21 protein-coding genes are annotated in these 25,863 nt (G+C 73.9%); 9 read left to right on the top strand and 12 right to left on the bottom strand.

Annotation, left to right across the window (positions count from 1 at the left end):
- The first annotated feature begins 18 nt into the window (after positions 1-18).
- A complete protein-coding gene (locus tag ACFYZY_RS18395; RefSeq protein ID WP_388695018.1) occupies positions 19-1,005 on the top strand; it encodes an NAD(P)H-quinone oxidoreductase in 987 nt (328 codons plus the stop codon).
- 63 nt (positions 1,006-1,068) lie between these two features.
- Here ACFYZY_RS18395 and ACFYZY_RS18390 read toward each other — a convergent pair whose 3' ends face one another.
- From ACFYZY_RS18390 to ACFYZY_RS18365, 6 genes are all read right to left on the bottom strand, one after another.
- The gene (locus ACFYZY_RS18390) at positions 1,069-1,614 is read right to left on the bottom strand and encodes a bacterial proteasome activator family protein (protein WP_388695015.1); all 546 of its coding nucleotides are present in this window, start codon (positions 1,612-1,614) and stop codon (positions 1,069-1,071) included.
- Positions 1,615-1,711: 97 nt separating this feature from the next.
- Positions 1,712-4,573: an FtsX-like permease family protein gene (locus ACFYZY_RS18385; RefSeq protein WP_388695013.1), complete on the bottom strand. Its 2,862-nt coding sequence runs from the start codon at positions 4,571-4,573 to the stop codon at positions 1,712-1,714.
- Positions 4,570-5,304, bottom strand: coding sequence for an ABC transporter ATP-binding protein (locus ACFYZY_RS18380; RefSeq protein ID WP_388695012.1), 735 nt, complete (start codon positions 5,302-5,304; stop codon positions 4,570-4,572). Before ACFYZY_RS18380 ends, ACFYZY_RS18385 begins: the two co-directional genes overlap by 4 nt.
- Before the next feature lie 174 nt (positions 5,305-5,478).
- Positions 5,479-6,186, bottom strand: coding sequence for a PadR family transcriptional regulator (locus ACFYZY_RS18375; RefSeq protein WP_388695010.1), 708 nt, complete (start codon positions 6,184-6,186; stop codon positions 5,479-5,481).
- A gap of 94 nt (positions 6,187-6,280) precedes the next feature.
- Positions 6,281-7,021: a hypothetical protein gene (locus ACFYZY_RS18370; RefSeq protein WP_388695008.1), complete on the bottom strand. Its 741-nt coding sequence runs from the start codon at positions 7,019-7,021 to the stop codon at positions 6,281-6,283.
- Positions 7,022-7,216: 195 nt separating this feature from the next.
- On the bottom strand, positions 7,217-8,836 hold the full coding sequence (locus ACFYZY_RS18365; RefSeq protein ID WP_388695005.1) for a protein kinase: 1,620 nt from the start codon (positions 8,834-8,836) through the stop codon (positions 7,217-7,219).
- Positions 8,837-9,098: 262 nt separating this feature from the next.
- Here ACFYZY_RS18365 and ACFYZY_RS18360 point away from each other — a divergent pair, with 262 nt between their 5' ends.
- Entirely contained in the window at positions 9,099-10,712 is a 1,614-nt protein-coding gene (locus ACFYZY_RS18360; RefSeq protein ID WP_388695003.1) for a protein kinase, read from the top strand.
- A gap of 133 nt (positions 10,713-10,845) precedes the next feature.
- Here the strand turns inward: ACFYZY_RS18360 and ACFYZY_RS18355 are convergent, their stop codons facing one another.
- Complete coding sequence (locus ACFYZY_RS18355; protein WP_388695001.1) at positions 10,846-12,018, bottom strand: phosphotransferase; 1,173 nt, start codon at positions 12,016-12,018, stop codon at positions 10,846-10,848.
- 111 nt (positions 12,019-12,129) lie between these two features.
- Positions 12,130-12,789: a response regulator gene (locus ACFYZY_RS18350; protein ID WP_388694999.1), complete on the bottom strand. Its 660-nt coding sequence runs from the start codon at positions 12,787-12,789 to the stop codon at positions 12,130-12,132.
- 341 nt (positions 12,790-13,130) lie between these two features.
- Here ACFYZY_RS18350 and pdhA point away from each other — a divergent pair, with 341 nt between their 5' ends.
- The 5 genes from pdhA (at position 13,131) to ACFYZY_RS18325 (ending at position 18,796) form a co-directional block, all read left to right on the top strand.
- A complete protein-coding gene (gene pdhA, locus ACFYZY_RS18345; RefSeq protein WP_388694997.1) occupies positions 13,131-14,324 on the top strand; it encodes a pyruvate dehydrogenase (acetyl-transferring) E1 component subunit alpha in 1,194 nt (397 codons plus the stop codon).
- Positions 14,325-14,326: 2 nt separating this feature from the next.
- Complete coding sequence (locus tag ACFYZY_RS18340) at positions 14,327-15,307, top strand: alpha-ketoacid dehydrogenase subunit beta (RefSeq protein ID WP_388694994.1); 981 nt, start codon at positions 14,327-14,329, stop codon at positions 15,305-15,307.
- A 31-nt stretch (positions 15,308-15,338) separates the two neighbouring features.
- Positions 15,339-16,748, top strand: a complete 1,410-nt coding sequence (locus tag ACFYZY_RS18335; RefSeq protein WP_388695174.1) for a dihydrolipoamide acetyltransferase family protein — start codon at positions 15,339-15,341, stop codon at positions 16,746-16,748.
- A 96-nt stretch (positions 16,749-16,844) separates the two neighbouring features.
- A complete protein-coding gene (locus ACFYZY_RS18330) occupies positions 16,845-17,486 on the top strand; it encodes a GntR family transcriptional regulator (protein WP_388694991.1) in 642 nt (213 codons plus the stop codon).
- Positions 17,483-18,796, top strand: a complete 1,314-nt coding sequence (locus ACFYZY_RS18325; protein ID WP_388694989.1) for a nitrate/nitrite transporter — start codon at positions 17,483-17,485, stop codon at positions 18,794-18,796. Before ACFYZY_RS18330 ends, ACFYZY_RS18325 begins: the two co-directional genes overlap by 4 nt.
- A gap of 131 nt (positions 18,797-18,927) precedes the next feature.
- On the opposite strand, the gene ACFYZY_RS18320 is transcribed toward ACFYZY_RS18325, so the two are convergent.
- Positions 18,928-19,755, bottom strand: coding sequence for a maleylpyruvate isomerase family mycothiol-dependent enzyme (locus tag ACFYZY_RS18320; RefSeq protein ID WP_388694986.1), 828 nt, complete (start codon positions 19,753-19,755; stop codon positions 18,928-18,930).
- Positions 19,756-19,911: 156 nt separating this feature from the next.
- Between ACFYZY_RS18320 and ACFYZY_RS18315 the strand changes: the two genes are divergently transcribed.
- Complete coding sequence (locus tag ACFYZY_RS18315; RefSeq protein WP_388694984.1) at positions 19,912-20,733, top strand: carbon-nitrogen family hydrolase; 822 nt, start codon at positions 19,912-19,914, stop codon at positions 20,731-20,733.
- Between the two features lie 244 nt (positions 20,734-20,977).
- Here the strand turns inward: ACFYZY_RS18315 and ACFYZY_RS18310 are convergent, their stop codons facing one another.
- Genes ACFYZY_RS18310 through ACFYZY_RS18300 form a run of 3 tightly spaced genes read right to left on the bottom strand, consistent with a single transcriptional unit; the run spans position 20,978 to position 23,887 of the window.
- A complete protein-coding gene (locus ACFYZY_RS18310) occupies positions 20,978-21,469 on the bottom strand; it encodes an LURP-one-related/scramblase family protein (protein WP_388694981.1) in 492 nt (163 codons plus the stop codon).
- 31 nt (positions 21,470-21,500) lie between these two features.
- Entirely contained in the window at positions 21,501-22,256 is a 756-nt protein-coding gene (locus tag ACFYZY_RS18305) for a hypothetical protein (protein WP_388694978.1), read from the bottom strand.
- The gene (locus ACFYZY_RS18300; protein ID WP_388694977.1) at positions 22,253-23,887 is read right to left on the bottom strand and encodes a hypothetical protein; all 1,635 of its coding nucleotides are present in this window, start codon (positions 23,885-23,887) and stop codon (positions 22,253-22,255) included. Before ACFYZY_RS18300 ends, ACFYZY_RS18305 begins: the two co-directional genes overlap by 4 nt.
- Positions 23,888-24,055: 168 nt before the next feature.
- Between ACFYZY_RS18300 and ACFYZY_RS18295 the strand changes: the two genes are divergently transcribed.
- Positions 24,056-25,855 carry an NHL domain-containing thioredoxin family protein gene (locus tag ACFYZY_RS18295; RefSeq protein ID WP_388694975.1) on the top strand — a complete coding sequence of 600 codons (1,800 nt, stop codon included), beginning with the start codon at positions 24,056-24,058 and terminating at the stop codon, positions 25,853-25,855.
- Positions 25,856-25,863 lie beyond the last annotated feature (8 nt).

Genomic DNA, 25,863 nt, shown 5'->3' with positions numbered 1-25,863 from the left:
GGGAGTAGCCTCGCCGTCATGTATGCGATCACGATTCCGGAACCCGGTGGACCCGAGGCCCTGATCTGGTCCGAGGTGCCCGACCCCGTGCCCGGCGAGGGCGAGGTCCTCGTCGAGGTGGCGGCGAGCGCGGTCAACCGTGCCGACCTGCTCCAGCGCCAGGGTTTCTACGATCCGCCGCCGGGCAGCTCCCCGTACCCCGGTCTGGAGTGCGCGGGCCGGATCGCCGCGCTCGGTCCCGGGGTGTCCGGCTGGGCCGTCGGCGACGAGGTGTGCGCGCTGCTCGCGGGCGGGGGCTACGCGGAGAAGGTCGCGGTCCCGGCCGGTCAGCTCCTTCCGGTGCCGAAGGGCATCGACCCGGTCACGGCCGCCGCGCTCCCCGAGGTCGCGTGCACCGTCTGGTCGAACGTCTTCATGGGCGCGCGCCTGGGCCCCGGGGAGACGCTGCTCGTGCACGGCGGGGCCAGCGGGATCGGCACGATGGCGATCCAGCTCGCGAAGGCGGCCGGAGCGCGGGTCGCGGTCACCGCGGGCAGCCCCGGGAAACTGGAGCGCTGCGCCGGACTGGGCGCGGACGTCCTCATCGACTACCGCGAGCAGGACTTCGTGGAGGAGCTGCGCAGGGCGACGGACGGAGCCGGGGCGGACGTCGTCCTGGACATCGTCGGCGCCAAGTACCTGGAGCGGAACGTGAAGGCGCTGGCCGTGAACGGCCGGCTCGTGGTCATCGGCCTCCAGGGCGGGACGAAGGGCGAGCTGAACCTCGGAGCGCTGCTCGCGAAGCGCGGCACCCTCATGGCGACCACGCTGCGGTCCCGCCCGGCGCGGGAGAAGGCGGCCGTCGTCGCCGCCGTCCGCGAGCACGTCTGGCCGCTGATCGAGGCGGGCACGGTCAAGCCGGTCGTCGACCGTACGGTGCCGCTGCCGGAGGCCGCCGAGGGACACCGGGCACTGGAGTCCGGCGGCCACGTGGGCAAGGTCCTGCTGCTCGCGCCCCGGGGCTGAACGGCCGCACGCGGGAGGGCCCGGCACACCGTGTGCCGGGCCCTCCCGCGTGCGCGCGCCGTCCTACAGGTACGGGCCCGAGCGCACCGCGTGGCCCGGTCCGTGGTCGTCGTCATCGTCGTGCCCGGCGCCCGGCGGCAGCGCCCGGCGCATCTGCTCCAGCTGGGCGCGGGCCGCCATCTGCTGGGCGAACAGCGCCGTCTGGATGCCGTGGAAGAGGCCCTCCAGCCAGCCCACGAGCTGGGCCTGCGCGATGCGCAGCTCCGCCTCGGAGGGGATCGCGTCGTCCGTGAACGGCAGGGAGAGCCGCTCCAGTTCCTCGACCAGTTCGGGCGCGAGCCCGTCCTCCAGCTCCTTCACGGAACCGGCGTGGATGTTCTTGAGCCTGACGCGGCTGGCCTCGTCGAGAGGAGCCGCGCGGACCTCCTCCAGAAGCTGCTTGATCATGCTGCCGATCCGCATGACCTTCGCGGGCTGCTCCACCATTTCCGTCACCGGGACCTCGCGGGATTCGTCGTCACCCTGAGTGCCGCCGAGCGCCATCCCGTCCTGTCCCACGATGAGGACCTGGGGGCTCTCCTGCGACCTGTCATTCCTCGGCTTCTCCATGCCGCCATTCTCTCGCACACGCGCTTCACCACGGGGTGTGCCCCCGGACGGGAGTGATCCACCCTCGTCCGGGGGCACAGGCGGGCGACGAGGTCCGTCAGGTCGCCTCGCGCCGGGCCAGCGCGCCGCGCGAGCGGGTCACGAGGGCGGCGAGCAGCGCGGCGCCCAGCGGGACGACGACGATCAGGCCGGCCAGGGTCTCCCACGGGACGACGATCGGCAGGTCGGGCGGGGTGCCTCCGACGCTCCAGCCCTCGGCGACGCTCTCCTCGTAGGAGCGGAGCCGGTCGCGCTCCTCGGTGAGGCGGAGGCCGACGGCGGGCAGCAGTCCGGCGGCCGAGCCGAGGACCACGCCCATCGCGGCGACGACTCCGCACTGGAATCCGCTGAGCGTGCGGCGGACCCGGGGCGGGGCGCCCACGGCGGCGAGCGTCTTCAGGTCGGCCTCGGCGTCCGCCTGGGCGAGTCCGGTGGCGATGCCGGCGGCGCCGATCGTGACGAGTCCGGCGAAGATGGCCAGCGAGAGCAGGACGATCCCGTTCTCGTTGACGAAGCCCTCCTCCAGCCGCAGCACGATGTTGCTGCCGAGCTTGGTGATCTCGCCGTCGAGCTTCTGCCGCTGCTCTTCGTCCGGGAGGCGGTCGGTGGCGGCGTACAGGCCCATCGGCACGGTGGAGAGGCCGGCGGCCCTGGCCGCGGCCGGGGTCATCAGGGCCTGGAGGCCGTAGGACTCCTTGTCGCCGGGTACCAGGTAGGCCGGAATCGAGGTGACCTTGCCGGGCGCGGGCCGTCCTTCCTCGGACGCCTTGTCGGCGGCGGCGATGTCGGTGATCTGCTTGATCCCGACGGTGCCGTCCTTGGCGACCTGGGCGCGGGAGAAACTGACGATCCTGCCGTCGGCGAGGGCCTTCACGGCCCCGGGGTCGTCGATCCCCAGGACCTGGAGGACCTTGGCGTCGCCCACGAGCAGACCGCCGTCGATGTAGAGGCCGTCGCCGGAAGGCTCCTTGCAGCGCCAGTCGTCGGTGAGCATCTTCCGCCGCTGCTCGGGGGTGAACTTCTGGGAGGCGTCACCGCCGCCCGGGACCGTCGCGTGCATCGGGCACTGGTTCGCCGGGGGGACGACGACCTCGTAGCGGCCGCAGCCCGCCTCGGTGCTCCACGGGGCACAGCCGGGGTTGCCGACCGCGACGCGGTCGACATCGGCGCGGACGTCGACGGGCAGGTACCGCTGGACGGCCTCGCGGACCGCCGGGACGTCCCGGCCGCCCTCCTCGGGGACGAAGGCGGCGACCACGCCGTACGGCAGCACGGGCTGGTACTCGGCCCTGTTCTCGGCCTCCCTGCTGGCCATGTACGTGGAGACGGCGACCGTTCCCGCGACGGCGGCGAGGACGGCGGCGACGGCCGGTGCCGTACGGCCCCGGTTGCGGACGGCGTCCCGCAGCGCGAGGCGCGGGGAGAGCGGCAGCCAGCGCCCGGTACGCCCGAACAGGCCCACCAGAGCCGGAGTCAGGGCGACGATGCCCAGCTCGGCCAGGGCGGAGCCGGCGGCCACCAGGGCGGCCTGCTGGCTGACGAGGGAGCCGAAGAGGGCGATGGCCGCACCGAGGAGGAAGGCCACGAGGCCGATGACGGGCAGCACCCGGCTGCCGCGGCGGACGCCGCGCCGGCCGGTGAGCGAGGCGAGGACGCTCTGCCGGGAGGCGGTGAAGGCCGGGACGATCGCGGCGAGCAGACCGGTCAGGACCGCGAGCAGGGCGATGCCGAGGATTTCCAGCGGCCGGACGTCGAAGGCGCCGAACCGCTGGCCCATCGTCTCTTCGAGGAACGGCCGCAGCAGCAGGGTCAGGGCCACGGCGAGCACGGTGCCGACGACGGCCGCCACGACGCCGATGACCAGACCGCCGCTCAGCACGATCGCCCGGATGTGGCTGCGGGCACCGCCGTTGGCCCCGACCAGGCCGAGCTGGCGGCGCGAGCGCCGGGCGCCGACCGCGAACGCGGGTCCGGCGAGCAGGCAGATCTCCAGCATCGCCAGGCCCACGACGGTCGCGAGAGAGGCGAGTTCGGCGGGGGAGAGACCCGGCTGGAAGTCGTAGGTGCCCCAGCCGTCCTTCTGGTAGAGCGGCACGTCGGCGTGGGCGGGCGGATCGAGCAGCACGGCACGCGAGGTGACGGAGACGCCCTTGGTGTTGGCCTCCTGGACCATGTTCCACGTGAAACCGCCGGGCTTCCGCACCAGGTACGAGACGGAGCTCTCCGGGACCGGCAGACCGCTCTTCACGATGGCTTTCGTGTACGGCTCGAAGAAGGCGCCGGGCAGGACGTTGATCTGATCGGCCTTGAGCGAACTGGGAAGTTCGTAGGAGCCGACGATCCGGTACGGGCGGTCGAAATTGCGAGCGGAAAGGGTCGATCCGATCGCCAGTCCGCTGCTCTCCAGGAAGTGCGAGGTCGCCATGGCCTCGTCGGCCTTCTCCGGGAGGCGTCCCTCCAGAAGCGGCATGATGCCGCGCGCGATCGGGTCGGACGCCTTCAGCTCGCGGACCTCGGTCACCAGCAGGCCGTGGGTTGTGGTCAGCTTGGCCGATCCGACCCGGTCCGTGAGGACGGTGGAACCCGCGGGGATGGCCTGGGTGACGTCGGTGTCGCCGGACGGCCAGGGCCTGCCGGGACCGTCCTCGGCCGGAGCGCGCATTTCGCCCTCCGGGTCCTGGAGGATCGGCACGCCGCCCATGTGGGCGTCCGTGAAGCGCGCGTCGGCCGCGCCGACCAGCCGGTCCAGCCGCTCGGCGGGGGAGAGCGTCGAGCTGCGGTAGGTCAGGTCGAGGGCACTGACGCCCAGGATGGGCAGCGCGATCATCGCGAGGACGAGGGCGCTGCGGCCCTTGGCGCGCCAGGCGTCGCGTCGGGCGATGCGGATCGCGGCCCGCCAGGAGTGGAACCAGGTCTTCACGCCTCCGCCACCCGGCCCGTGAGGAGGGAGTCGGCCTCGCTGCGCACGGTCTGGTCGACGATGGCGCCGTCCCGCAGGAACACGACGCGGTCGGCCCAGGCGGCGAACCGGGGCTCGTGGGTGACGAGGACGCCGGCGGCGCCCGCGTCGCAGCGGGAACGGAGCAGGGCGAGGACGGACTCGCCGGTCTCGGAGTCGAGGGCGCCGGTCGGCTCGTCGGCGAGGACGAGCCGGCGGTCGCCGACCAGGGCGCGGGCGATGGCCACGCGCTGCTGCTGCCCGCCGGACATCTCGTCGGGGAAGCGGTCGGCGAGGTGGCCGAGCGACATCTCCTCCAGGGCGGCGATGGCCTCGACGCGCGCCTTGCGGGCGGAGGTCCCGTCCAGTTCACGGGGCAGGGCGACGTTCTCGGCTGCCGTGAGGGCCGGGATGAGGTTGTAGTCCTGGAAGACGTACCCGATGCTGCGGCGGCGGAGGGCCGCGAGCTGCTTGACGCCGGCGGTGGTGATGTCGGTCCCCTCGACGATCACCCGGCCCCCGCTGGGGGCGTCCAGGCCGCCCGCGATGGTGAGCAGGGTGGACTTGCCGGAGCCGGACGGGCCCATGACGGCGACGAGTTCGCCGGGGTGCACGGAGAGGTCGATGCCGCGCAGGGCGTGCACCTCGGTGGCGCCCGCGCCGTGGACGCGGGTCAGGCCCTGGAGTTGCAGCACGGGCTGCTGTGTGGACATGGGAAGGGTTCCCCCCTTGGTCGTACCGGGCGGTCGGCCGGGTACGGAGCGTGCGGTGGAAGGTGGTGCGTCAGAGGTACGGAAGAGGTGCGGGCGCGCCGTGGCACGCCCCGGGGCGCGGGCGCGCGAACGGCGGGCCCGGTGGCCGGGGCACGCGGTCACCGCGCCCCGGGGTCATGGGCGTGCGGCCGCCCCGTCGGTCCGCGCGGAGGAGGCGGGTGCGGCGGAGGCGGGTGCCGGCGTCGCGGCGGGCTCCGGAGCGGTGGCCGGGGGCCGCGCCCGGTCGGCGGCGGGGTGCGCGGGGCCGTCGGACCCCGCGTCGCGGGACGCCCGCGCGGTCGCCGAGAGGCGGATCAGCCGGGACTCGCAGTGGTCCAGCCAGCGCGCCTCGGCCTCCGTCTGGAAGATCAGCTGCTCCAGGACGAGCAGCCAGGCCACGTCGTCCCGCTCCCGAGCCCCGCCGTTCTCGACGGCGAGGAGCGCCCGGGCCTTGAGCCGGGTGTAGTCCTGCATCGCCTTCACGGTGTGCCGGCGCTGGGACTGGATGACGTCGCGGATGTCGACGCAGGGCGCCCCCACCGCCATGGCGAGCTTGATGGCCAGTTCGTCACGGGCGGGGCTGGTGCGGTCCACCGGCCTCTCGAACCAGGTCCTCAGCTCGTCGCGGCCGGCGTCGGTGATCGCGTGGAGCACGTGCCCGGCTTCGTCCTCACCGCTCTGGGCGACCATGCCGTCGCGCTCCAGCCGCCCGAGGGTCGTGTAGACCTGGCCGACGTTGAGCGGCCAGGTGGAACCGGTACGGGACTCGAACTCCGTACGGAGCTGGGAGCCGTAGCGCGGACCTCGTTCGAGGAGGGCGAGGAGCCCGTGGCGGATCGACATACTCAGTATGTATACCGAGTATGTTCACCCGGACAACCGACCCGAGGGGGAAGCCGGGGGTCCGTCTCAAGGGGGATCCGGACGCCCGGACGGCTCAGCGGCGGCGCATCCGGAGCCCCAGGAAACCGATGCCGAGTCCCATCAGAGCCATCCCCACCCCCAGGGTGAGTACGGGAATCCGCTGGTGGGAGAGGCGGGAGACGGCTTCGGTGGCCGCCGGTGCCTCGGCGGCGGGGCGGTCGGCGGGCGTCGCCTCGTGCCGCGCGGGCTCCTCCTCGCGTACCGCTTCGGCCTCCTCCTCCCCGTCCTCCCACGGCTCCGGGTTCGCGGCGGTTCCGGTGCGGGGGGTGCTCGGGGCGGGGGCGGAAGGTGTCTCGGTGCGTCCGGGCCGGGGCCTTCCCTCCGCGGCCGGCCGGCCCGCGAGGGAGGCCGAGGCGCCGGGAGCGGGGGTGTGGAGGACGGGGTCGCGGGGAACGGGGGCGCCCCCGGCCCCGCCGGGCGCGGCGCCCGGGCGGGACGGGTCGGCACCGGGGGGCGTGGCTTCCCCGGTGTGGCCCGGAAGGGGGGAGGCGGACGGCGGGACGGTCGCGCCGGGCGTGCCCGGAGGAGGAGCGGAGGGCGCGGGGGGCACGGGGAGAGGGGAGGGGGCGGCGTCGGCCGGGGGCGCCGCCGGGTCCGTGGTGGAGGGCGCCGGTGCCGGGACCGTCGCCGAGGCGCCCGGTGGCTCCGCCGCGCGGGCGACGGGCGCCGCGTACAGGGCGCACGCGCAGATGAGGACGCAGGTGAGCGCCGGGCGCGCGGCCCGGGCCCGGACCCTGCGGAATGCTGGAGCCACCGGGTGACCCCCTCCCGTACCGAGCTGCCGAGGTGTCCGGCTCAGCGTCACACGCCGGAACGCCTCCGGCATCCGGGGTGGGCCCGCGGGGGGACCCGGAACCCTTCCGTCCCACGGCCCGCGCCCGCCGGGCGTCCGGCGGCGGGTGGCACGGGCGGCGCGGGGCGCCCGCGCCCGCCGCGGCGGTCCGCCCGGCTACTGCGGCGGGTTGCCCGTCGAGACCTTGAGGGTGAACTCGGCGTCCTTGGCGGCGATGTCCTCACCGGCCGGCGGGTACTGCTCCATCACCGTTCCCTCGCCGTAGGTCACCTCGTCCACCGGGGTCTGGACCTTGATCTTCCATCCGGCCTGCTGGATGCAGTCCTTCACCGACTGGATGTTCTTGAAGGTGAGGTTGGGCACCTCGAACTTCTCCGGGTCCTCGCTCGACTCCCTCGGCTGGGTGCACTTCTTCACGTCGATGGTCTTGGTCAGGTCGGGACCCTTGTGCCCGGGGACCGCCGTCGGGGTCTGCTGGGACTCGGTGCCGTTCGCCCGCGGGTCCGGCTCCTCCTTCTGGCTGAACGCCACGACCAGGCCGCCGATCGCGAGCAGGGCGACGACGACCGCCCCCGCGATCAGCGGGGTGTTCCGCCGGGAACCGCCGCCCGCCGGGGCGGACGCGGAGGGGTACGGCGCCGGGGTCGGGGCCTGCTGGTAGGCCGGCGCGGGAGCCTGGGCCTGCTGCGGGTAGCCGTACGAAGGGGTGGGGGCGGGGGTCGCGTGGCCGTACGGTCCCGGCTGGGGGGCCGGCGTCACGTACGGCTGCTGCACGCCGTGCGTGCCGGACCCGTGGGCCGGCGGCGGGGTCTGGCCGACGGGCGGGAAGACCGCGGAGCCGACGCCCGAACCGCTGCTGAGCGGGCTGCCCGGGACGATCACGGGCGCTCCGGTCTGCCCGGCCGCCAGGACCCGCAGGCACTCGTCGCGCATGGCCGCCGCGCTGGGGAACCGCTCGTTCGGGTTCTTCCGCAGGGCGCGGGCCACGAGGGCGTCCATGGCCGGGGTCACCGCGCGGTTGACGGACGACGGCGGGACCGGCTCCTCCTGCACGTGCGCGTACGCGATGGCGAGCGGCGAGTCGGCGTCGAAGGGCAGCCGGCCCGTCAGGAGCTGGAAGAGCATGATGCCGACCGAGTAGAGGTCGGAACGGGCGTCCACCGCGCGGCCGAGGGCCTGCTCGGGGGAGAGGTACTGGGGGGTGCCGACGACCATGCCGGTCTGCGTCATCGAGGTGACCCCCGACTGCATGGCCCGGGCGATGCCGAAGTCCATGACCTTGACCACGCCGCGCTTGGTCGTCATCACGTTGCCCGGCTTGATGTCGCGGTGGACCAGGCCCATCTCGTGGCTGACCTCGAGGGCCGCGAGCACGTCGGCCGTGACCTTCAGCGCCTTGTCGGCCGGCATCGCGCCGTACTGCCGGACGTCCGAGGCGAGGACCGAGCCGAGCGGCTGCCCCTCCACGTACTCCATGACGATGTACGGCATGACGGCGCCGTCGAGGGTGTCCTCGCCGGTGTCGAAGACCGAGACGATGTTGGTGTGCGACAGCTTCGCGACGGCCTGCGCCTCGCGCCGGAACCGCTCGCGGAAGGACTGCTCCCGGCCCAGTTCCGTGTGCAGCGTCTTGATGGCGACCTGCCGGTCGAGGGCGGTGTCGTACGCCAGGTACACCGACGCCATGCCGCCCTCGCCGAGAAGATCGCGCAGCTGGTACCGGCCGCCCGCGACCGAACCGCCCGCGTAGCGGCCCTGTGCGCCGTCCTGGCTCATCCGTGCTTCCCCCTACGCGCGCGTGGCGGCGTCGATCCGATTTTCCTGGCCAAGTCTGCCCGAGGGCAGTGACACGTCAAGCCAGGTGCCCGTTCCGTGACCCTCCGCACAGGAAGCGTTTCCGGACCGGGACGGTAACCGTTCGAATTTGCACAGGTGTACGTGAACGGGTTTGGACGGCCGGTCCATCTCGGACCGTGATGTCCCACGGAGCCTGTAGCGTGACGACTGGACACGGCACGACAGACGACGGCGAGGACTGATGGCACCCGAATCCGGAGCAGGCGGCGGTGCGCCGGACGCGTCCGCGGAGTCCTGGGGCGTCGGCGGGGTCGTCGGCGACGGACGGTACCGCCTGACGCACCGCCTGGGGCGCGGCGGCATGGCGGAGGTCTTCGCCGCCGAGGACGTGCGGCTCGGCCGTACCGTGGCCGTCAAGCTGCTGCGCGCCGACCTCGCCGAGGACCCGGTCTCCAAGGCCCGCTTCACGCGCGAGGCGCAGTCCGTCGCCGGACTCAACCACCACGCCATCGTCGCGGTGTACGACTCGGGCGAGGACCTCGTGGCCGGCCGGCCCGTGCCGTACATCGTGATGGAGCTGGTCGAGGGCCGCACCATCCGCGACCTGCTGCTGAGCGCCGAGGCGCCCGGTCCCGAGCAGGCCCTCATCATCGTCTCCGGGGTCCTGGAGGCGCTGGCCTACTCGCACCAGCACGGCATCGTGCACCGCGACATCAAGCCGGCGAACGTGATCATCACCCACTCCGGCGCGGTGAAGGTCATGGACTTCGGCATCGCCCGCGCCCTGCACGGCGCGCAGTCGACGATGACCCAGACCGGCATGGTCATGGGCACGCCGCAGTACCTCTCCCCCGAGCAGGCGCTCGGCAAGACCGTCGACCACCGCTCGGACCTGTACGCGACGGGCTGCCTCCTCTACGAACTCCTCGCCCTGCGGCCCCCCTTCACCGGCGAGACCCCCCTCTCCGTGGTGTACCAGCACGTCCAGGACGCGCCGGTCCCGCCGTCCGACGTGACGGGGTCCGTGCCGCCGGAGCTCGACGGCCTGGTGATGCGCTCGCTCGCGAAGGACCCGGACGACCGGTTCCAGAGCGCCGAGGAGATGCGCGGCCTCATCCAGTACAGCCTCCAGATGCTCCAGCAGCAGGGCGGCCACACCGGCATGTGGAACACCGGTCCGGTCGGGGCGTACGAGGGCGGGCACACCCCGGTCGGCGGCGTGGCCGCGACGACCGCGATGGGCCACCCGACGCACGGGGAGACCGCGCAGGGCCCGATCCTGCCGGCGGCGAACCTCCACGACGGCGGGTACGACGGCGGCACCGGCGGCTACGGCCACGGCGGTCCGGGCGGTGGCCGGGGGAAGCTGTGGCTGTTCGCCGCGCTCGCCCTCGTCGCGGTGGTCGCCGGAGTCGCGTTCGCGCTCAACAAGACGGGCGGCGACGGCGGCGGCGGCACCAAGGGCGGCACCACGCCGACCGCCACCACCTCGCCCTCGACGGCCTCGGAGAAGCCCACGCCCTCGGAGGAACCCTCCCAGGAGCAGACGCAGGAACCGGGCACGTCGAACGGCGGCTCGACGCAGGAGACGTGGTCCCCGCGTCCGACCTACCGGCCCACCAGGCCCACGCGCACGCCGTCGACCGAGATGCCGACGGACCCGACGACCACGCCCCCGACGGAGCCCACGGGCACGCCCACGAAGACGGACGAGCCCTCGACCGGTCCGACGACCACGCCCCCGCCCGTCCCGACCGGGGAGCCCGGCGGCGGCGGCAACGACGGCGGTGGCGGCAACGGCGGCAACGGCGGTGCGGGCGGCACCGCGCCGGGACCCGGCAGCGAAACGGGCTGACGCGACAGGGTCCCCTTCACCGGGGGCCCTTCGTCGTTCCGGCGGCGGCACACCGGCCGGGTCGCTGCCGTCCGGGGACCCGCCGGGCCCCGGTCGTACGGCCGCTTCCGGCCCTTTCGGCGGCCGTGCCCCCTCATCCCGCGAACGCCTCCCGCACGGCCTCGTACTCACGGGTCCACCAGACCGCCAGGGCGGACACCGCCGGGAACAGCGGGTCGGCCCTCCGGTCGTGCAGCTGGTAGCGCCAGCGCAGGGGCCAGAAGTCGTTGAGCCGTTCCCACCAGACGCGGTGCGCCGCGGTCGCCAGCTCGGCGCCGTCGGCCCCCGTCTCCCGCCGGTACGCGCGCGCGTACGCCCGCACCTTCTCCAGGGCCAGCTCGCCCCCCGGCCGTACGAAGAAGATGGCGGCGGCCCTGACCGCCTCCTCGGCCCGGGGGCGGAGCCCCAGCCGGTCCCAGTCGACGATCGCGGCGGGCTCGGCGCCCCGGTAGAGCAGGTTCAGCGGGTGGAAGTCGCCGTGCACCCACCCGGCTCCCGCGGCGGGCGGCGGGCGGCGGTGGGCGTGCTGGACGAGCAGCCGGCGGCGCTCCGCGAGCCGGTGCTCGGCCAGGGCGTCGAAGCTGTCGCGGGGGCGGTGGGCGCGGACGAGGCGGGTCAGCTCCTCGATGGTCCGGAAGGTGTCCCGGGGGTCCGCGCTCGCGCGCCCGTTCGTGTCCGGGTCCCCGTCGGTCCCGTCGGTCGCCCCGCCGATCGTCCCACCGGGAGCCCTCCCGGACGCCCCACCGGGGGTCCGTCCTCCGGGGACGCTCCCGGACGTCCTTTCGGATTCCGGGGGCTCCATCACCCGGTCGAGCGCGGTGTGGACCTGCCCGAGGAGGGTGCCCAGGCGGCGGGAGCCGCCGGTGGAGAGCTGGCCGCCGTCGCGGTGCCGCCCGTCGATCCAGGGGTGCAGGGCGTAGCAGTGGCCGTCGACGACGGTGACCGTACGGCCCCGGGCGTCGGCGAGCGGCGGGGCGACGGGCAGGCCGAGGGCGTGCAGCCGCTGGGTGGCACGGTGCTGGCGGGTGATGGTGGCGCGGTCGGCGGTGGGGGCGTCCAAGTGCTGTTTGAGGAAGTAGGTGCCGCGGGTGGTGGTGAGGCGGAAGCCCCGGTTGAGCAGCCCCTCGGTGACCGGAACGCAGGTCAGGGGCTCGCCGGCGTGCCGGTGGCGGCGCAGCAGGGCGCCGACGGGCGGGATGCTCACGGGCCGTGCGGGCGCCGGGGGCGAGCAGGTCGGCGGGGCGAGTGTTTCAGATGAGCGCGGCACCCTTCAGATGTTAGATCACTCTGGGTGGTGGGTTCGTCGCCGTACGGAGCGGAGCGGGCCCGCGAACGACCTCGCCCCGCCCGGAAGGCGTCCCCGCCCGGCGCCGCTCCGTCAGTGCCGCTCCGCCTGGAGCCGCGCCACGTACGCCGCCGCCTGCGAACGCCGTTCCATGCCCAGCTTCGACAGCAGGCCGGAGACGTAGTTCTTGATGGTCTTCTCCGCGAGGTGGAGCCGTTCGCCGATGGCCCGGTTGGTCAGGCCCTCGCCGATCAGGTCCAGGATCTTCCGCTCCTGCTCGGTCAGGCGGGCGAGTTTGTCGTCGCCCTTCGGGCCCTTGCCGTCGCGCAGCCGCTCCAGGACCCGGGCGGTCGCCACCGGGTCGAGCAGTGACCTGCCGGCCGCCACGTCCCGCACCGCGTTCAGCAGTTCGTTCCCCCGGATGGCCTTCAGGACGTACCCCGAGGCCCCGGCCATGATCGCGTCGAAAAGCGCCTCGTCGTCCGCGTACGAGGTCAGCATCAGGCACTTGATCCCCTCGTCCCGGGAGCGGACCTCCCGGCAGACCTCCACCCCGCTGCCGTCCGGCAGCCGGACGTCGAGCACCGCGACGTCCGGACGGGTCGCGGGGATCCTGACCAGCGCGTCCGCCACCGTACCGGCCTCGCCGACCACCTCGATGTCGTCCTCCACGGAGAGCAGCTCGTGGACGCCACGCCGGACGACTTCATGGTCGTCCAGCAGGAATACCCGGATTTTTCCTTTTTCGCGCACGCGGGCAGTCTCACATATTGGCTCTTCCCGCGCCCGGGGTGCGCGGGATAACGTGCCGCTTGTTCCGGTGGCCTCCAGGCCGTTGCCGACGCGCTGACCAGCCGCTGTTCCCGCTTTTCTCGATTTACTTGGAAATCCAAGCAAAATCGCAGGTCAAGGGGGGTTTCGCGGGAATGCCGCGCTGTGGGTAACGTGCCTATGACAGGGCGCTCGCCGGGGCACCTGTCACGCCCGACCCCGGCCGCGTCGCACCCACCCCGTGCGAAGGGTACGGACAAGGCGGAGAGCCGCACTGGCCTCACCGGCGAACCCGGGGGCCGGACCGACGGAGGAGCACGCACGTGACCGTGGAGAGCACTGCAGCGCGCAAGACGACGCGACGCGGCAGCGGCACCAAGCGCGCCGCAAGCGCGAGCGCGAGCACCACCAAGAAGACGAGCACGCGTGCCGAGGCGGAGACGGCCGAGCCCGAGCTCGTCCAGCTGCTGACGCCCGAAGGGGAACGCGTCCAGCACCCCGACTACGACATCGACCTGAGCGCCGAGGAACTGCGCGGCCTCTACCGCGACATGGTCCTCACCCGCCGGTTCGACGCGGAGGCCACCTCCCTCCAGCGCCAGGGCGAGCTGGGCCTGTGGGCCTCGCTGCTCGGCCAGGAGGCCGCCCAGATCGGTTCCGGCCGCGCGCTGCGGGACGACGACTACGTCTTCCCGACCTACCGCGAGCACGGCGTCGCCTGGGTCCGGGGGGTCGACCCGACGAACCTGCTGGGAATGTTCCGCGGCGTGAACCACGGTGGCTGGGACCCCAACAGCAACAATTTCCACCTGTACACGATCGTCATCGGCTCGCAGACGCTGCACGCCACCGGGTACGCGATGGGCATCGCGAAGGACGGCGCGGATTCCGCCGTGATCGCCTACTTCGGTGACGGCGCCTCCAGCCAGGGCGACGTCAACGAGGCGTTCACCTTCTCCGCGGTCTACAACGCCCCGGTCGTGTTCTTCTGCCAGAACAACCAGTGGGCGATCTCCGAGCCCACCGAGAAGCAGACCCGCGTCCCGCTCTACCAGCGCGCCCGCGGCTTCGGCTTCCCCGGCGTCCGGGTCGACGGCAACGACGTCCTGGCCTGCCTCGCCGTCACCCGCTCCGCCCTGGAGCGCGCCCGCCGCGGCGAGGGCCCGACCCTGGTCGAGGCGTTCACGTACCGCATGGGCGCCCACACCACCTCCGACGACCCGACGAAGTACCGCCGGGACGAGGAGCGCGAGGCGTGGGAGGCCAAGGACCCGATCCTGCGCCTCAAGGCGTACCTGGAGCGGGAGGGCCACGCCGACGCCGCCTTCTTCGAGAGCCTGGAGGCGGAGAGCGAGGCCCTCGGCCGGCGCGTCCGCGAGGGCGTCCGTTCCATGCCCGACCCGGAGGACCTGGCGATCTTCGACCACGTCTACGCGGACGGGCACGCGCTCGTCGACGAGGAGCGCGCCCAGTTCGCCGCCTACCAGGCGTCCTTCGCGGATGGCGAGGTCAAGTAACCATGGCTGTACAGAAGCTTCCGCTCGCCAAGGCGCTCAACGAGTCGCTGCGCACGGCACTGGAGACGGACCCCAAGGTCCTGATCATGGGCGAGGACGTCGGCAAGCTCGGCGGCGTCTTCCGCGTCACCGACGGCCTGCAGAAGGACTTCGGCGAGGACCGGGTCATCGACACCCCGCTCGCCGAGTCCGGCATCGTCGGCACCGCGATCGGCCTCGCCCTGCGCGGCTACCGGCCGGTCGTGGAGATCCAGTTCGACGGCTTCGTCTTCCCCGCGTACGACCAGATCGTCACGCAGCTCGCCAAGATGCACGCCCGGTCGCTCGGCAAGGTCAAGATGCCGGTCGTCATCCGCATCCCCTACGGCGGCGGCATCGGCGCGGTCGAGCACCACTCCGAGTCCCCCGAGGCGCTCTTCGCGCACGTCGCGGGCCTCAAGGTCGTCTCCCCCTCCAACTCCTCGGACGCCTACTGGATGCTCCAGCAGGCCATCCAGAGCGACGACCCGGTCATCTTCTTCGAGCCCAAGCGCCGCTACTGGGACAAGGGCGAGGTCGACACCGAGGCCATCCCCGGCGAGCTGCACCGCGCCCGGGTGGCCCGCGAGGGCACGGACCTGACGCTCGCCGCGTACGGTCCGATGGTGAAGGTCTGCCTGGAGGCGGCCGCGGCCGCCCAGGAGGAGGGCCGGTCGATCGAGGTCCTGGACCTGCGGACCGTCTCCCCGGTCGACTTCGACGCCGTCCAGCGCTCGGTCGAGAAGACGCGCCGTCTCGTGATCGTGCACGAGGCGCCCGTCTTCTTCGGTTCGGGCGCGGAGATCGCGGCCCGGATCACCGAACGCTGCTTCTACCACCTGGAAGCCCCCGTCCTGCGGGTCGGCGGCTACCACGCGCCGTATCCGCCGGCGCGCCTGGAGGAGGAGTACCTGCCGGGACTCGACCGTGTGCTCGACGCCGTCGACCGCTCGCTGGCGTACTGAGGAGAGCACCGTGACGATCCGCGAATTCAAGATGCCCGACGTGGGCGAGGGCCTCACCGAGGCCGAGATCCTCAAGTGGTACGTCCAGCCCGGTGACACCGTCGCCGACGGGCAGGTCGTGTGCGAGGTCGAGACGGCCAAGGCCGCCGTCGAGCTGCCGATCCCCTTCGACGGCACGGTCCACGAGCTGTGCTTCCCCGAGGGGACGACGGTCGACGTCGGCCAGGTCATCATCTCGGTCGACGTCGGCGGCGCGACCGGGTCCGCCCCGGTGGCCGAGGCCCCGGTGACCGAGTCCGTCGCGGCCCGGGCCGTGCCGGAGGAGGAGGACGAGCCGCAGGGCCGCCAGCCGGTCCTCGTCGGTTACGGCGTGGCCGCCAGCTCCACCAAGCGCCGCCCGCGCAAGGCCCCCGAGGGGGGTGCGCCGACCGCCGTCGCCGCGCCTTCCGCGCCCGCGGCCGTCGCCGCGCCTCCCGCCGCTCCCGTACAGGAACGGCTCAACGGGCACGCGCCGGCCGCCGGCCGCCCGCTGGCCAAGCCGCCGGTCCGCAAGCTCGCCAAGGACCTCGGCGTCGATCTGGCGACGGTCACCCCGACCGGCCCGGACGGCGTCATCACCCGCGAGGACGTCCACGCGGCGGCGGCCCCGGCCCCCGCCCCGGCCGTCGAGGCCCCGGTCCCGGCCCCGGCTCCGGCGTCCGTCGAGGCCCCGGCCTCCCCGTCGGCCGCCGTGCCCGGCGCGCGGGAGACCCGCGTGCCCATCAAGGGCGTGCGGAAGGCCACGGCGGCGGCGATGGTCGGCTCGGCCTTCACCGCGCCGCACGTCACCGAGTTCGTGACCTTCGACATCACCCGCACGATGAAGCTGGTCGAGGAGCTCAAGGCCGACAAGGACATGGCGGGCCTGCGGGTCAACCCGCTGCTCCTCGTCGCCCGGGCGGTCCTGGTCGCGATCAGGCGCAACCCCGGGATCAACGCGGCCTGGGACGAGGCGGCGCAGGAGATCGTCCTCAAGCACTACGTGAACCTGGGCATCGCCGCGGCCACCCCGCGCGGTCTGATCGTGCCGAACATCAAGGACGCGCACGCCCAGACCCTGCCCGAGCTGTCGAAGTCGCTGAGCGAGCTGGTCTCCACGGCCCGCGAGGGACGGACCACCCCGGCGGCGATGCAGGGAGGCACCTTCACCATCACCAACGTGGGCGTCTTCGGCGTCGACACCGGTACGCCCATCCTCAACCCCGGCGAGTCCGCGATCCTCGCGGTCGGCGCGATCAAGCTCCAGCCGTGGGTCCACAAGGGCGAGGTGAGGCCGCGTCAGGTCACCACGCTGGCCCTCTCCTTCGACCACCGTCTGATCGACGGTGAACTCGGATCCCGGTTCCTGGCGGACGTCGCCGCGATCCTGGAGCGGCCGAAGCGGCTGATCACCTGGGCGTGACGCCCGGACCGCGCCGTTTCACGTGAAACCGGAGGGCCCCGTCCACGATGCGGACGGGGCCCTTTGTCGCACCCCTGTTGTATCTATGCTGTGTTCATGGCATCGGCACCACCCGCGGCGGACCGCGTCTACGCACACGTCAAGCAGGCCGTACTCGACCGGCGTTACGAAGGGGGGACCCTCCTCACCGAGGGAGAGCTCGCCACGGCCGTGGGGGTGTCCCGGACGCCCGTCCGCGAGGCGCTGCTCAAGCTGGAGATGGAAGGGCTGCTGAAGCTCTACCCCAAGAAGGGCGCCCTCGTCCTCGCCGTCTCCGCCCAGGAGATCGCGGACGTGGTCGAGACCCGCCTCCTCGTCGAGGAGTTCGCCGTCCGCCGGGCCGTGCCCGCCCCCGCCGCCCTGGTCGCCCGCCTCGAAGAACTCCTGGAGGAGCAGAAGCGGCGAGCCGGGGAGGGGGACCTCGCCGAGGTCGCCGTCACCGACCGCTGCTTCCACGCCGAGATCGTCCGGCACGCGGGCAACCAGATCCTCGCCCGCCTCTACGACCAGCTCCGCGACCGCCAGCTGCGCATGGGCGTCGCCGTGATGCAGGCCCGGCCCGACCGCGTCGCCAAGAACATCACCGAGCACGCCGAGCTCCTCGACCGCATCAAGGCGGGCGACGCCGAGGGCGCCGCGCGCTGCGTCCGCGGGCACCTCGGCTGGGTCAAGGTCCTGGTCCGGGGTGAGGACCGGTGAGCGGCCGCGACGCACACGGCTCCGCCGTCGTCCTGCCCGGAGATCCGCCCGGCGGCCGCCGGGCCGCCCTCGTCTGGGGCGTCGGCGTCGGCGTCTACTTCGTCGCCGTCATCTTCCGCACCTCGCTCGGCGTCGCCGGACTCGACGCCGCCGAACGCTTCGACGTCAACGCCTCCGCGCTCTCCACCTTCTCCATCCTCCAGCTGCTGGTCTACGCCGGCATGCAGATACCCGTCGGCCTCCTGGTCGACCGGCTCGGCACCAAGAAGGTCCTGACCCTCGGCGTCGTGCTCTTCACCGCCGGACAGCTCGGCTTCGCGCTCTCCCCCTCCTACGGCACGGCGCTCGCCTCCCGCGCCCTCCTCGGCTGCGGCGACGCCATGACCTTCATCAGCGTCCTGCGGCTCGGCAGCCGCTGGTTCCCCGCCCGGCGCGGCCCGTTCATCGCCCAGGTCGCCGCCCTCTTCGGCATGGCCGGCAACCTCGTCTCCACCGTCTTCGTCGCCCGCGCCCTGCACGGCCTCGGCTGGACCACCACCTTCGTCGGCAGCTCCCTCGCCGGCGTCCTGGTCCTCGTCCTGCTGCTGCTCTTCCTCAAGGACCACCCCGAGGGGTACGAGCCCCGGCCCGCCGAGCACGCGGGCGCCGCCTACGTCCGCCGCCAGATCGCCGAGTCCTGGCGCGAACCCGGCACCCGCCTGGGCATGTGGGTGCACTTCACCACCCAGTTCCCGGCCATGGTGTTCCTGCTGCTCTGGGGGCTGCCGTACCTCGTCGAGGCCCAGGGCCTTTCGCGGTCCACCGCCGGGACGCTGCTCACCCTGGTCGTGCTCTCGAACATGGCCGTCGGCCTCGCGTACGGGCAGATCATCGCCCGCCACCACGCGGCCCGCGCCCCGCTCGCCCTCGGCACGGTCGCGGCCACCGCCCTGCTGTGGGGAGCCGCCCTGGCGTACCCCGGCCACGCCCCGACGGGGCTGCTCGTCGCCCTCTGCCTGGTCCTCGGCGCCTGCGGACCGGCCTCGATGATCGGTTTCGACTTCGCCCGCCCGGCCAATCCCCCGGAGCGTCAGGGGACCGCCTCGGGAATCGTCAACATGGGCGGTTTCGTCGCCTCGATGACGACGCTGCTCGCCGTCGGCGTGCTGCTCGACGCGACCGGCGACAACTACCGGATCGCGTTCTCCTCGGTCTTCCTCCTGGAGGCCCTGGGCCTCGCGCAGATCCTGCGCCTCAAGTCCCGTACCCACCGCAGGGAACGGGAACGGCTCGTCGCCAGCCGCGTGGAGGCCGTGCACGTACCGGTGTGACGGCCGGCACCGCGCGGGTCCGGCCGGGCGGGCCCCGGCGAGGCGTCACCGCGACACGTCCGGGCCCCGGCGGGGCGTCACCGCGACGCCTCCGGGCCTCGACGGGCGTCGGCGCACGGTGGTCCGGGTCCTCAGTGGGGCGTCACCGCGAAGTGGTCGAGGATCGCCCGGGCCAGCCGCTCGTCGCCCTCCGTCTTGACCCGGTCGGCCACGTCGGCCGGCCGGACCCGGCCGCAGGCCAGCCGTACGTACGTCTCCCAGTCCGTCGTCAGCGTCACCGCCGGACCCAGCGAGGGCGCCCCGTCGACCGAACCGCGCCCCTCCGCGTCCACCCGCACCGTCCGCAGGAACTCCACCGGCCCGGTCACGTCGAGGACCACCGCCGAGGGGGCGGGCGCCCCGGCGTCCTTGGCGACCACGTCCGGCAGCGCCTCCAGGAGCACGTCCCGGGTCACGTACGCCCCCGGCGAGTCCAGGTTCCCCGGCACCCCGAGCGCCGCCCGCAGGTCCTGCTCGTGCACCCACACGTCGAAGGCCCGCGACCGGTAGGCCGCCTCCAGGGTCTGCTCGGCGCCCAGCGGGGCCCGGATCAGGCGGTCGGGGGAGCGGTTCTCGTTGCGGAGCTGCCGGGCCCGGCGGATGAGGACGTACTCCAGCTCCGAGGTCATCTCCGGCGCCGTGTGGTGCCGGCGCACATCGACCTGGACCTCCATGTAGCGCGCGAAGTCACTGCGCACGTGGTACAGATCGCGCGGCAGCGAGTGGATCGGCCGGGGGTCGCCGAGCATCTCCGTCTCCATGCCGATGACATGGGACACGATGTCCCGGACCGACCAGCCGGGGCAGGGGGTCCGGCGGTTCCACTCGCCCTCCACGAGCGGCTGCACCAGCTCGGCTATCGCCTCGATGGAGTGGGTCCAGGCGTCGGCGTAGTTCTGGAGGCTGGGATGGACGGTCACGGGACCCCTCGGCGGTTCTTCGGTGCGCGGGCTGAATAACACGGCTGAATGGGAGGCTCGGACGCTAAGTTACGCTGCCCGAAGGCACCCCGGCAGTGCTTTCGTGTGACGATCGTAGGCCGGTGTTGACGGCTCGAATGCCAGGACGGTGGTAGTGTGCGCGCCTCGCTGATCCAGATCGCGGTAGACCCGGACGAACCGGCCGACGCCCGCCGTGCCCGCGCGGCGCGCCTCGTCCGCGAGGAGCGCGGCCGGGCCGACCTCGTCGTCCTGCCGGAACTGTGGACCGTGGGGGCCTTCGCCTCCGGCCGCTTCGCCGCCGAGTCCGAGCCGCTGAACGGCCCGACGCACCGGGCGATGGCGGAGGCGGCCCGGGACGCCGGGGTCTGGCTGCACGCCGGATCGTTCGTCGAGGCGGAGGCCGGCGCCCTCTACAACACGTCGCTCGTCCTCTCCCCCGACGGCGAACTCGCCGCCTCCTACCGGAAGATCCACCGCTTCGGCTTCGACGAGGGCGAGGCGGTGCTGATGGCCGCCGGGGAGGACCTGGTCACCGTCGACCTGCCGCACCTGACCGTGGGCGTCGGCACCTGCTACGACCTGCGCTTCCCCGAGCTCTTCCGGGGCCTGGTCGACGCGGGCGCCCAGGCGTTCGTCGTCCCGGCCGGCTGGCCCGCCGCCCGCCGCGCCCACTGGACGCTCCTCGCCCGTGCGCGGGCGGTCGAGAACCAGGCGTACGTCCTGGCCTGCGGCACCGCGGGCACCCACGCCGGCGTCGAACAGGCCGGGCACTCGCTCGTCGTGGACCCCTGGGGGGAGGTCCTGGCGGAGGCCGGGCCCGGCGAGGAGGTCCTGCGGGCCGTCCTCGACCCGGACGGGGTGACCGCGACCCGCGAGCGGTTCCCGGCGCTCAAGGACCGGGTGCTCGGCATCGCGGCGCCGCCGCGGACCGGGGCCCCTTTCCGGAAGACCACCTAGTTACGGGGTTCCGCCCGCGGCCCGGCGAGCCGGGAGGGGCCCGCGCGGCGAACCGCCGCCGGCAGGGGCCGCCCGGCGCCCGGGGCGTCGCCCGGACCTGCCTGTACGGCGGCGCGTACGCGGTCCTCGCCGACCTCGCCGACCTCGCGGCCCGCCAGGGCGTCGAGGTCACGTACGTCTCCGGGACGGACCCCGCCGGACCGGGTGCGGGAGGAGGCCCCGGGGAAGGCGTCCTGACCGGGGGTCAGCCCTCCCGTTCCCGCTCGGCCATCCGGATCACGCACACCGCCACCGCGACGAGGAGAGCGGCGTCCGCGTCCTCCCGGACCACGTTCACCGCGTACGTGTCGCGGACGCGGAACCACTGCCGGGAGACGTGGGCCAGGAGCTCGCCCTCGTACGCGACGACGAACTCGCGGTTCAGGACCCGGCCGCTGACGTCCAGCGCGGTGCCCTCGACGAGCGTCACCCGGTAGTGGTCGCGCAGCAGCGAGAGCCGTTTGCGGCGGACGGTCGCCAGCGGCTCCCCGCCGCGCTCGATCGTCATCGCGTCCCGCAGGCCGAGCACCTTCTGCCGGAGCGTGACCAGGACCCGCCCCTCGGGGTCCTTCAGTTCCAGGGTGTCGCGCAGCCGCAGGGCCTTGCCGTCGACGAGGAAGGCGTGGCGGCCCTCCTCGTCCTCGATCCAGTGGACGTCGCCGATCTCGAAGATCTTGTCCCGTACGAGGTATTTCACCCCGCCATGCCTGCCCGCCGCGCGTCGCTCCTCACCCGAAGTACCGGGTGAACGCGTCCGGGGTCGCCCCCAGCAGTCCCCCGTAGGGCGCGTCGAGCTGATGGATCAGCAGCACCGTGAAGGCGATGAACCCGGACAGGCCCATCACCATCACCACATGGGTCGTGCTCTTCTTGATCCCGAAGATGAACATGAACGCGAGCGTCAGCAGGCCGCCGAGCAGCAGTCCGGTCCACAGCACGGGGGAGAGGCTCTCCTGCGCCGCCGCCTCCCGGCCGCGCCGCGCGTCGTCCACGTAACCGATCTGGGCCAGCACCTCCTGGGCCGCGATCTGCTCGGACACCCGGTCGGTGCGGGTCACCTCGCCCGCCCGCCGCAGCTGGTCGAGCAGCGTCCAGCCGGAGGAGTCCAGTGGTTCGCGGGCGGCCATCGCGGGCCACTCGACGTCCACGACGTGGTGCGCGTACGCCCGGGCCGCGTCGCGCACCGGCTGTCGCTGGGCGGTGGGGAGGGAGTCCGCGAGGAGGTACGTCTGGTGCAGGGCGCTCGCCTCGGCCTGGACGTGGTCGGCGGCGGAGGAACGGGTCTCCCATACCGAGACCAGGCAGAGGCCGAGGACGACGGCGTAGAGGACCGACACCATCATGGCGATGTACTCGGCCACGTCCTCGCGCGGCTCCTCGTCCTCGCCGACCGGGAAGAACCTGGTCTTGGCGAAGACGGAGAGGGCGGCGACGAGCGCGACCCCGAGGACGACGACGAAGGTCAGGAGCACGGCGGCGGTCACCCCTTCCGGTTTCCGAGCAGGGCGGCGGCGACGGCCGCCGGGATCAGGAGCAGCAACAGCATCAGGACGACCCCGAACTCCCGCGCCTCCCGCCCCCGCCGCCGCAGCCGCCCGAGGAGCCCCTCGCCGTCGAGTCCGGTGGCGCGGCGGAGCGCGGGGGTCTCGGAGGCGGGGGCCCGGCCCGGGGGGACCCCCGGGGGAACGGGGGCGGCCGGCACGGCGGCTCCGGGGGGTACGGCTCGCGGGGGTACGGCTCCGGGGGGCGTGGCGCCCGGGGGGACGGCTCCGGGGGCGACGCCCGCGCCGGGTCCGGCACCGGCACCGGCTCCCGCGCCGGTTCCTGTCCCGGCCTCCGTCCCGGTCCCGGCCTCCGTCCCGGGGATCACGGGCCCCTCGGGGGACCCGGGGGTCCCTGGAGACGCAGGGGCCCCGAGGGACCGGAGCACCCCGGGAATGCCGAGGAGCCCGGTGAGTCCCCCCTCCGTGAGCACCCCCGGTGCCAACGGATACGGCCTGGCGGCCGGGGTGCCGACGGCCCCCGGAGCCCCGCCGTTCCCCGCCCCGGCCTCACCGCCCCCGATCACGACCTCCCCCGGCTCCAGCCCGGCCGCCTCCGAGGCCCCGGCGGCTCCGGGGATTCCGGCGGCTCCCGGGATCCCGGCAGCCCCCGGGGCCCCGGCCGTACCAGGAGTCCCGGCCGCGCCCGGAGCCCCCGGGGTCCCGGGGTTCGCCGCCGCGCCCGAAGACGCGCCCGCCCCGGCACCCGAAGCCGTACCCGCTCCGGCTCCCGCCCCGCCCCCCGGCCCCGCCGCTCCCGGAGCACTCCCCCCGGCCCCCGGCCCGTTCTCCTCCACCACGAAGACGGCCGAGGCGCCCGCCGTGAGCACCGGTGCCGAGACCCGCTCGCCCCCCGCCCCGAACGTGGTCGCCAGGTCGCTCCCGGTGGCGAGGCCCGTGCTCCGGTAGGTCCCCGGGGGGAGCCGTACGGTGGCCGTGCAGAGGGCCGAGGTGTCCGGGGCGAGGACGGACACGGTCCCGCCCGCTCCCCCGCAGTCCGGGGCGCCCGGCGCGAGGCCGAGGCCGGGGTCCTCGACCAGCACGTTCTGGAGGGGGAGGTTCCCCGTGTTGGTGACGGTGTACGTCACGGTGGCCGCGCCCGGCTCCGGGGCGCCGACCGCCACCTGTTCGGTGAGCTGGAGGGCCCCGGCGACCCCGGTGTACCCGGAGGGGGCGGTCGTGGTGAGGCGCCGTGACAGGGAGGGGACGTCGCCCTCGGCCCGCACGGTGTCCCGGTGGGCGCCGGGCAGGGCGGGGAAGCGGGCGACGCACTCCGTCTCCCCGAGCGCCGGGAGGGGGCGGTCCGGACACCGCGCGGCCCCGGCCGGGACCCCGGGGTCCAGGATCCGTACGTGGTACAGGTCCGCCTCGCCCCGGTTCACCAGCAGGTACCGCTTCACGACCTCCGCCCCGGCCCGCACCTCCGGGGGGTGCCGTCCGCTGTCGGCGCGGCCGTTCACGGTCACGGTCAGCCGCAGGGCCTCGTCCCCGACCCCGCCGGCCCAGGCGGAGGGGGCGGAGGAGAGGAACGGGACGACCTCCGGCAGGACGAGCAGCACCAGCGCGAGCGGCACCGCAACGAGGGACCCGCCGCTCACCCGACAGCGGGAATAGTCCGATGATCTGACCGCACGCTGTGCCATGCCCGCCATGCTGACGGGCCCCCGCCCCCGAACCCGTTCCCGGACACGCCCCTCACCCCGCCCGGCCCCCACTTTCCACCCGTACGGCACCCTTGACCCATGAACGCTCCCGAGCCCACCCCCGCGCCCCGGCGCGCCCGTGTCCGCGCCCCCGAGCTGATCGGCAAGGGCGGCTGGCTGAACACGGGCGGGGAAGACCTGTCCCTCGCCGGCCTGCGGGGGAAGATCGTCCTCCTCGACTTCTGGACCTTCTGCTGCGTGAACTGCCTGCACGTCCTCGACGAGCTGCGCGAACTGGAGGAGAAGCACCGCGACACCCTGGTGGTCGTCGGGGTGCACTCGCCGAAGTTCGTGCACGAGGCCGAGCACCGGGCGGTGGTGGACGCCGTCGAGCGGTACGAGGTGCACCACCCCGTACTGGACGACCCGGAGCTGGCGACCTGGAAGCAGTACGCCGTGCGGGCCTGGCCGACGCTCGTCGTGATCGACCCCGAGGGGTACGTCGTCGCCCAGCACGCGGGCGAGGGCCACGCCAACGCGATCCGGACCCTGGTCGAGGAGCTGGAGGCCGAGCACGGGGCCAAGGGGACGCTGCGGCGCGGCGACGGCCCGTACGTGGCGCCGGAGCCCGTCGCCACCGACCTGCGCTTCCCGGGCAAGGCCATCACCCTCCCGTCCGGGAACTTTCTGGTCTCCGACACCACCCGGCACCAGCTCGTCGAGCTGGCGGCGGACGGCGAGACCGTCGTGCGCCGCGTCGGAGAGGGCGTCTTCCGCGAACCGCAGGGGCTCACGCTGCTCCCCGACGGCAAGGTCGTCGTCGCCGACACCGTGCACCACTCCCTGCGCACGTACGACCCGGAGAGCGGCGCGATCGAACTGCTCGCGGGCACCGGGAAGCAGTGGTGGCAGGGGTCCCCGGCCTCGGGCCCCGCCCTGGAGGTGGACCTCTCCTCGCCGTGGGACGTGGCCTGGTGGCAGGGGAAGGTGTGGATCGCCATGGCCGGCGTCCACCAGCTGTGGACGTACGACCCGGAGACCGGGACCGTCGGGGTCGCGGCCGGGACGACCAACGAGGGCCTGGTCGACGGACCCGCCGCCGAGGCGTGGTTCGCGCAGCCCTCCGGGCTCGCGGCCGCCGGGGACCGGCTGTGGATCGCGGACTCCGAGACCAGCGCCCTGCGCTGGATCGACACGGACGGGACCGTCCGCACCGCCGTCGGCACCGGCCTCTTCGACTTCGGCCACCGCGACGGCGACGCGGGCCAGGCGCTGTTCCAGCACCCGCTGGGCGTGACCGCCCTGCCCGACGGCTCGGTGGCCGTCAGCGACACGTACAACCACGCCCTGCGCCGCTACGACCCGGCCACCGGCGAGGTCACCACCCTCGCCACCGACCTGCGCGAGCCGAGCGACGCGGTCCTGGTGGACGGCGACATCGTGGTGGTCGAGTCCGCCCGGCACCGCCTGACCCGGCTGCGGCTGCCCGAGGAGGCCGTCCGGGTCGAGGCCGTCGCCCACCGCACCCGGCGCGAGGCCACCGAGGTGGCGCCCGGCCGCCTCCGCCTCGACGTCGTCTTCCGGGCGCCGACCGGGCAGAAGCTGGACGAGCGGTACGGCCCCTCGACCCGGCTCCTGGTCTCCTCGACCCCGCCGGAGCTGCTGCTCGGCGGCGAGGGCACGGGCACGGACCTCTTCCGCGAGCTCGACCTGAACCCGGAGGTCACCGAGGGCGTCCTGCACGTCTCCGCGATGGCCGCGTCCTGCGACGACGACCCGGCCAACGAGTACCCGGCCTGCCACGTCCACCAGCAGGACTGGGGCGTCCCGGTGAAGGTCACGGAGGCGGGCGTCTCCCGGCTCCCGCTGATCCTCGCGGGCATGGACGAACCGGCCTGAGGGGCCCC

The organism is Streptomyces sp. NPDC001744 (assembly GCF_042892575.1).
Lineage (GTDB): Bacteria > Actinomycetota > Actinomycetes > Streptomycetales > Streptomycetaceae > Streptomyces.
The sequence above is the reverse complement of the archived record's forward strand: the minus strand, read 5'-3'. Positions and strand labels throughout refer to the sequence as shown.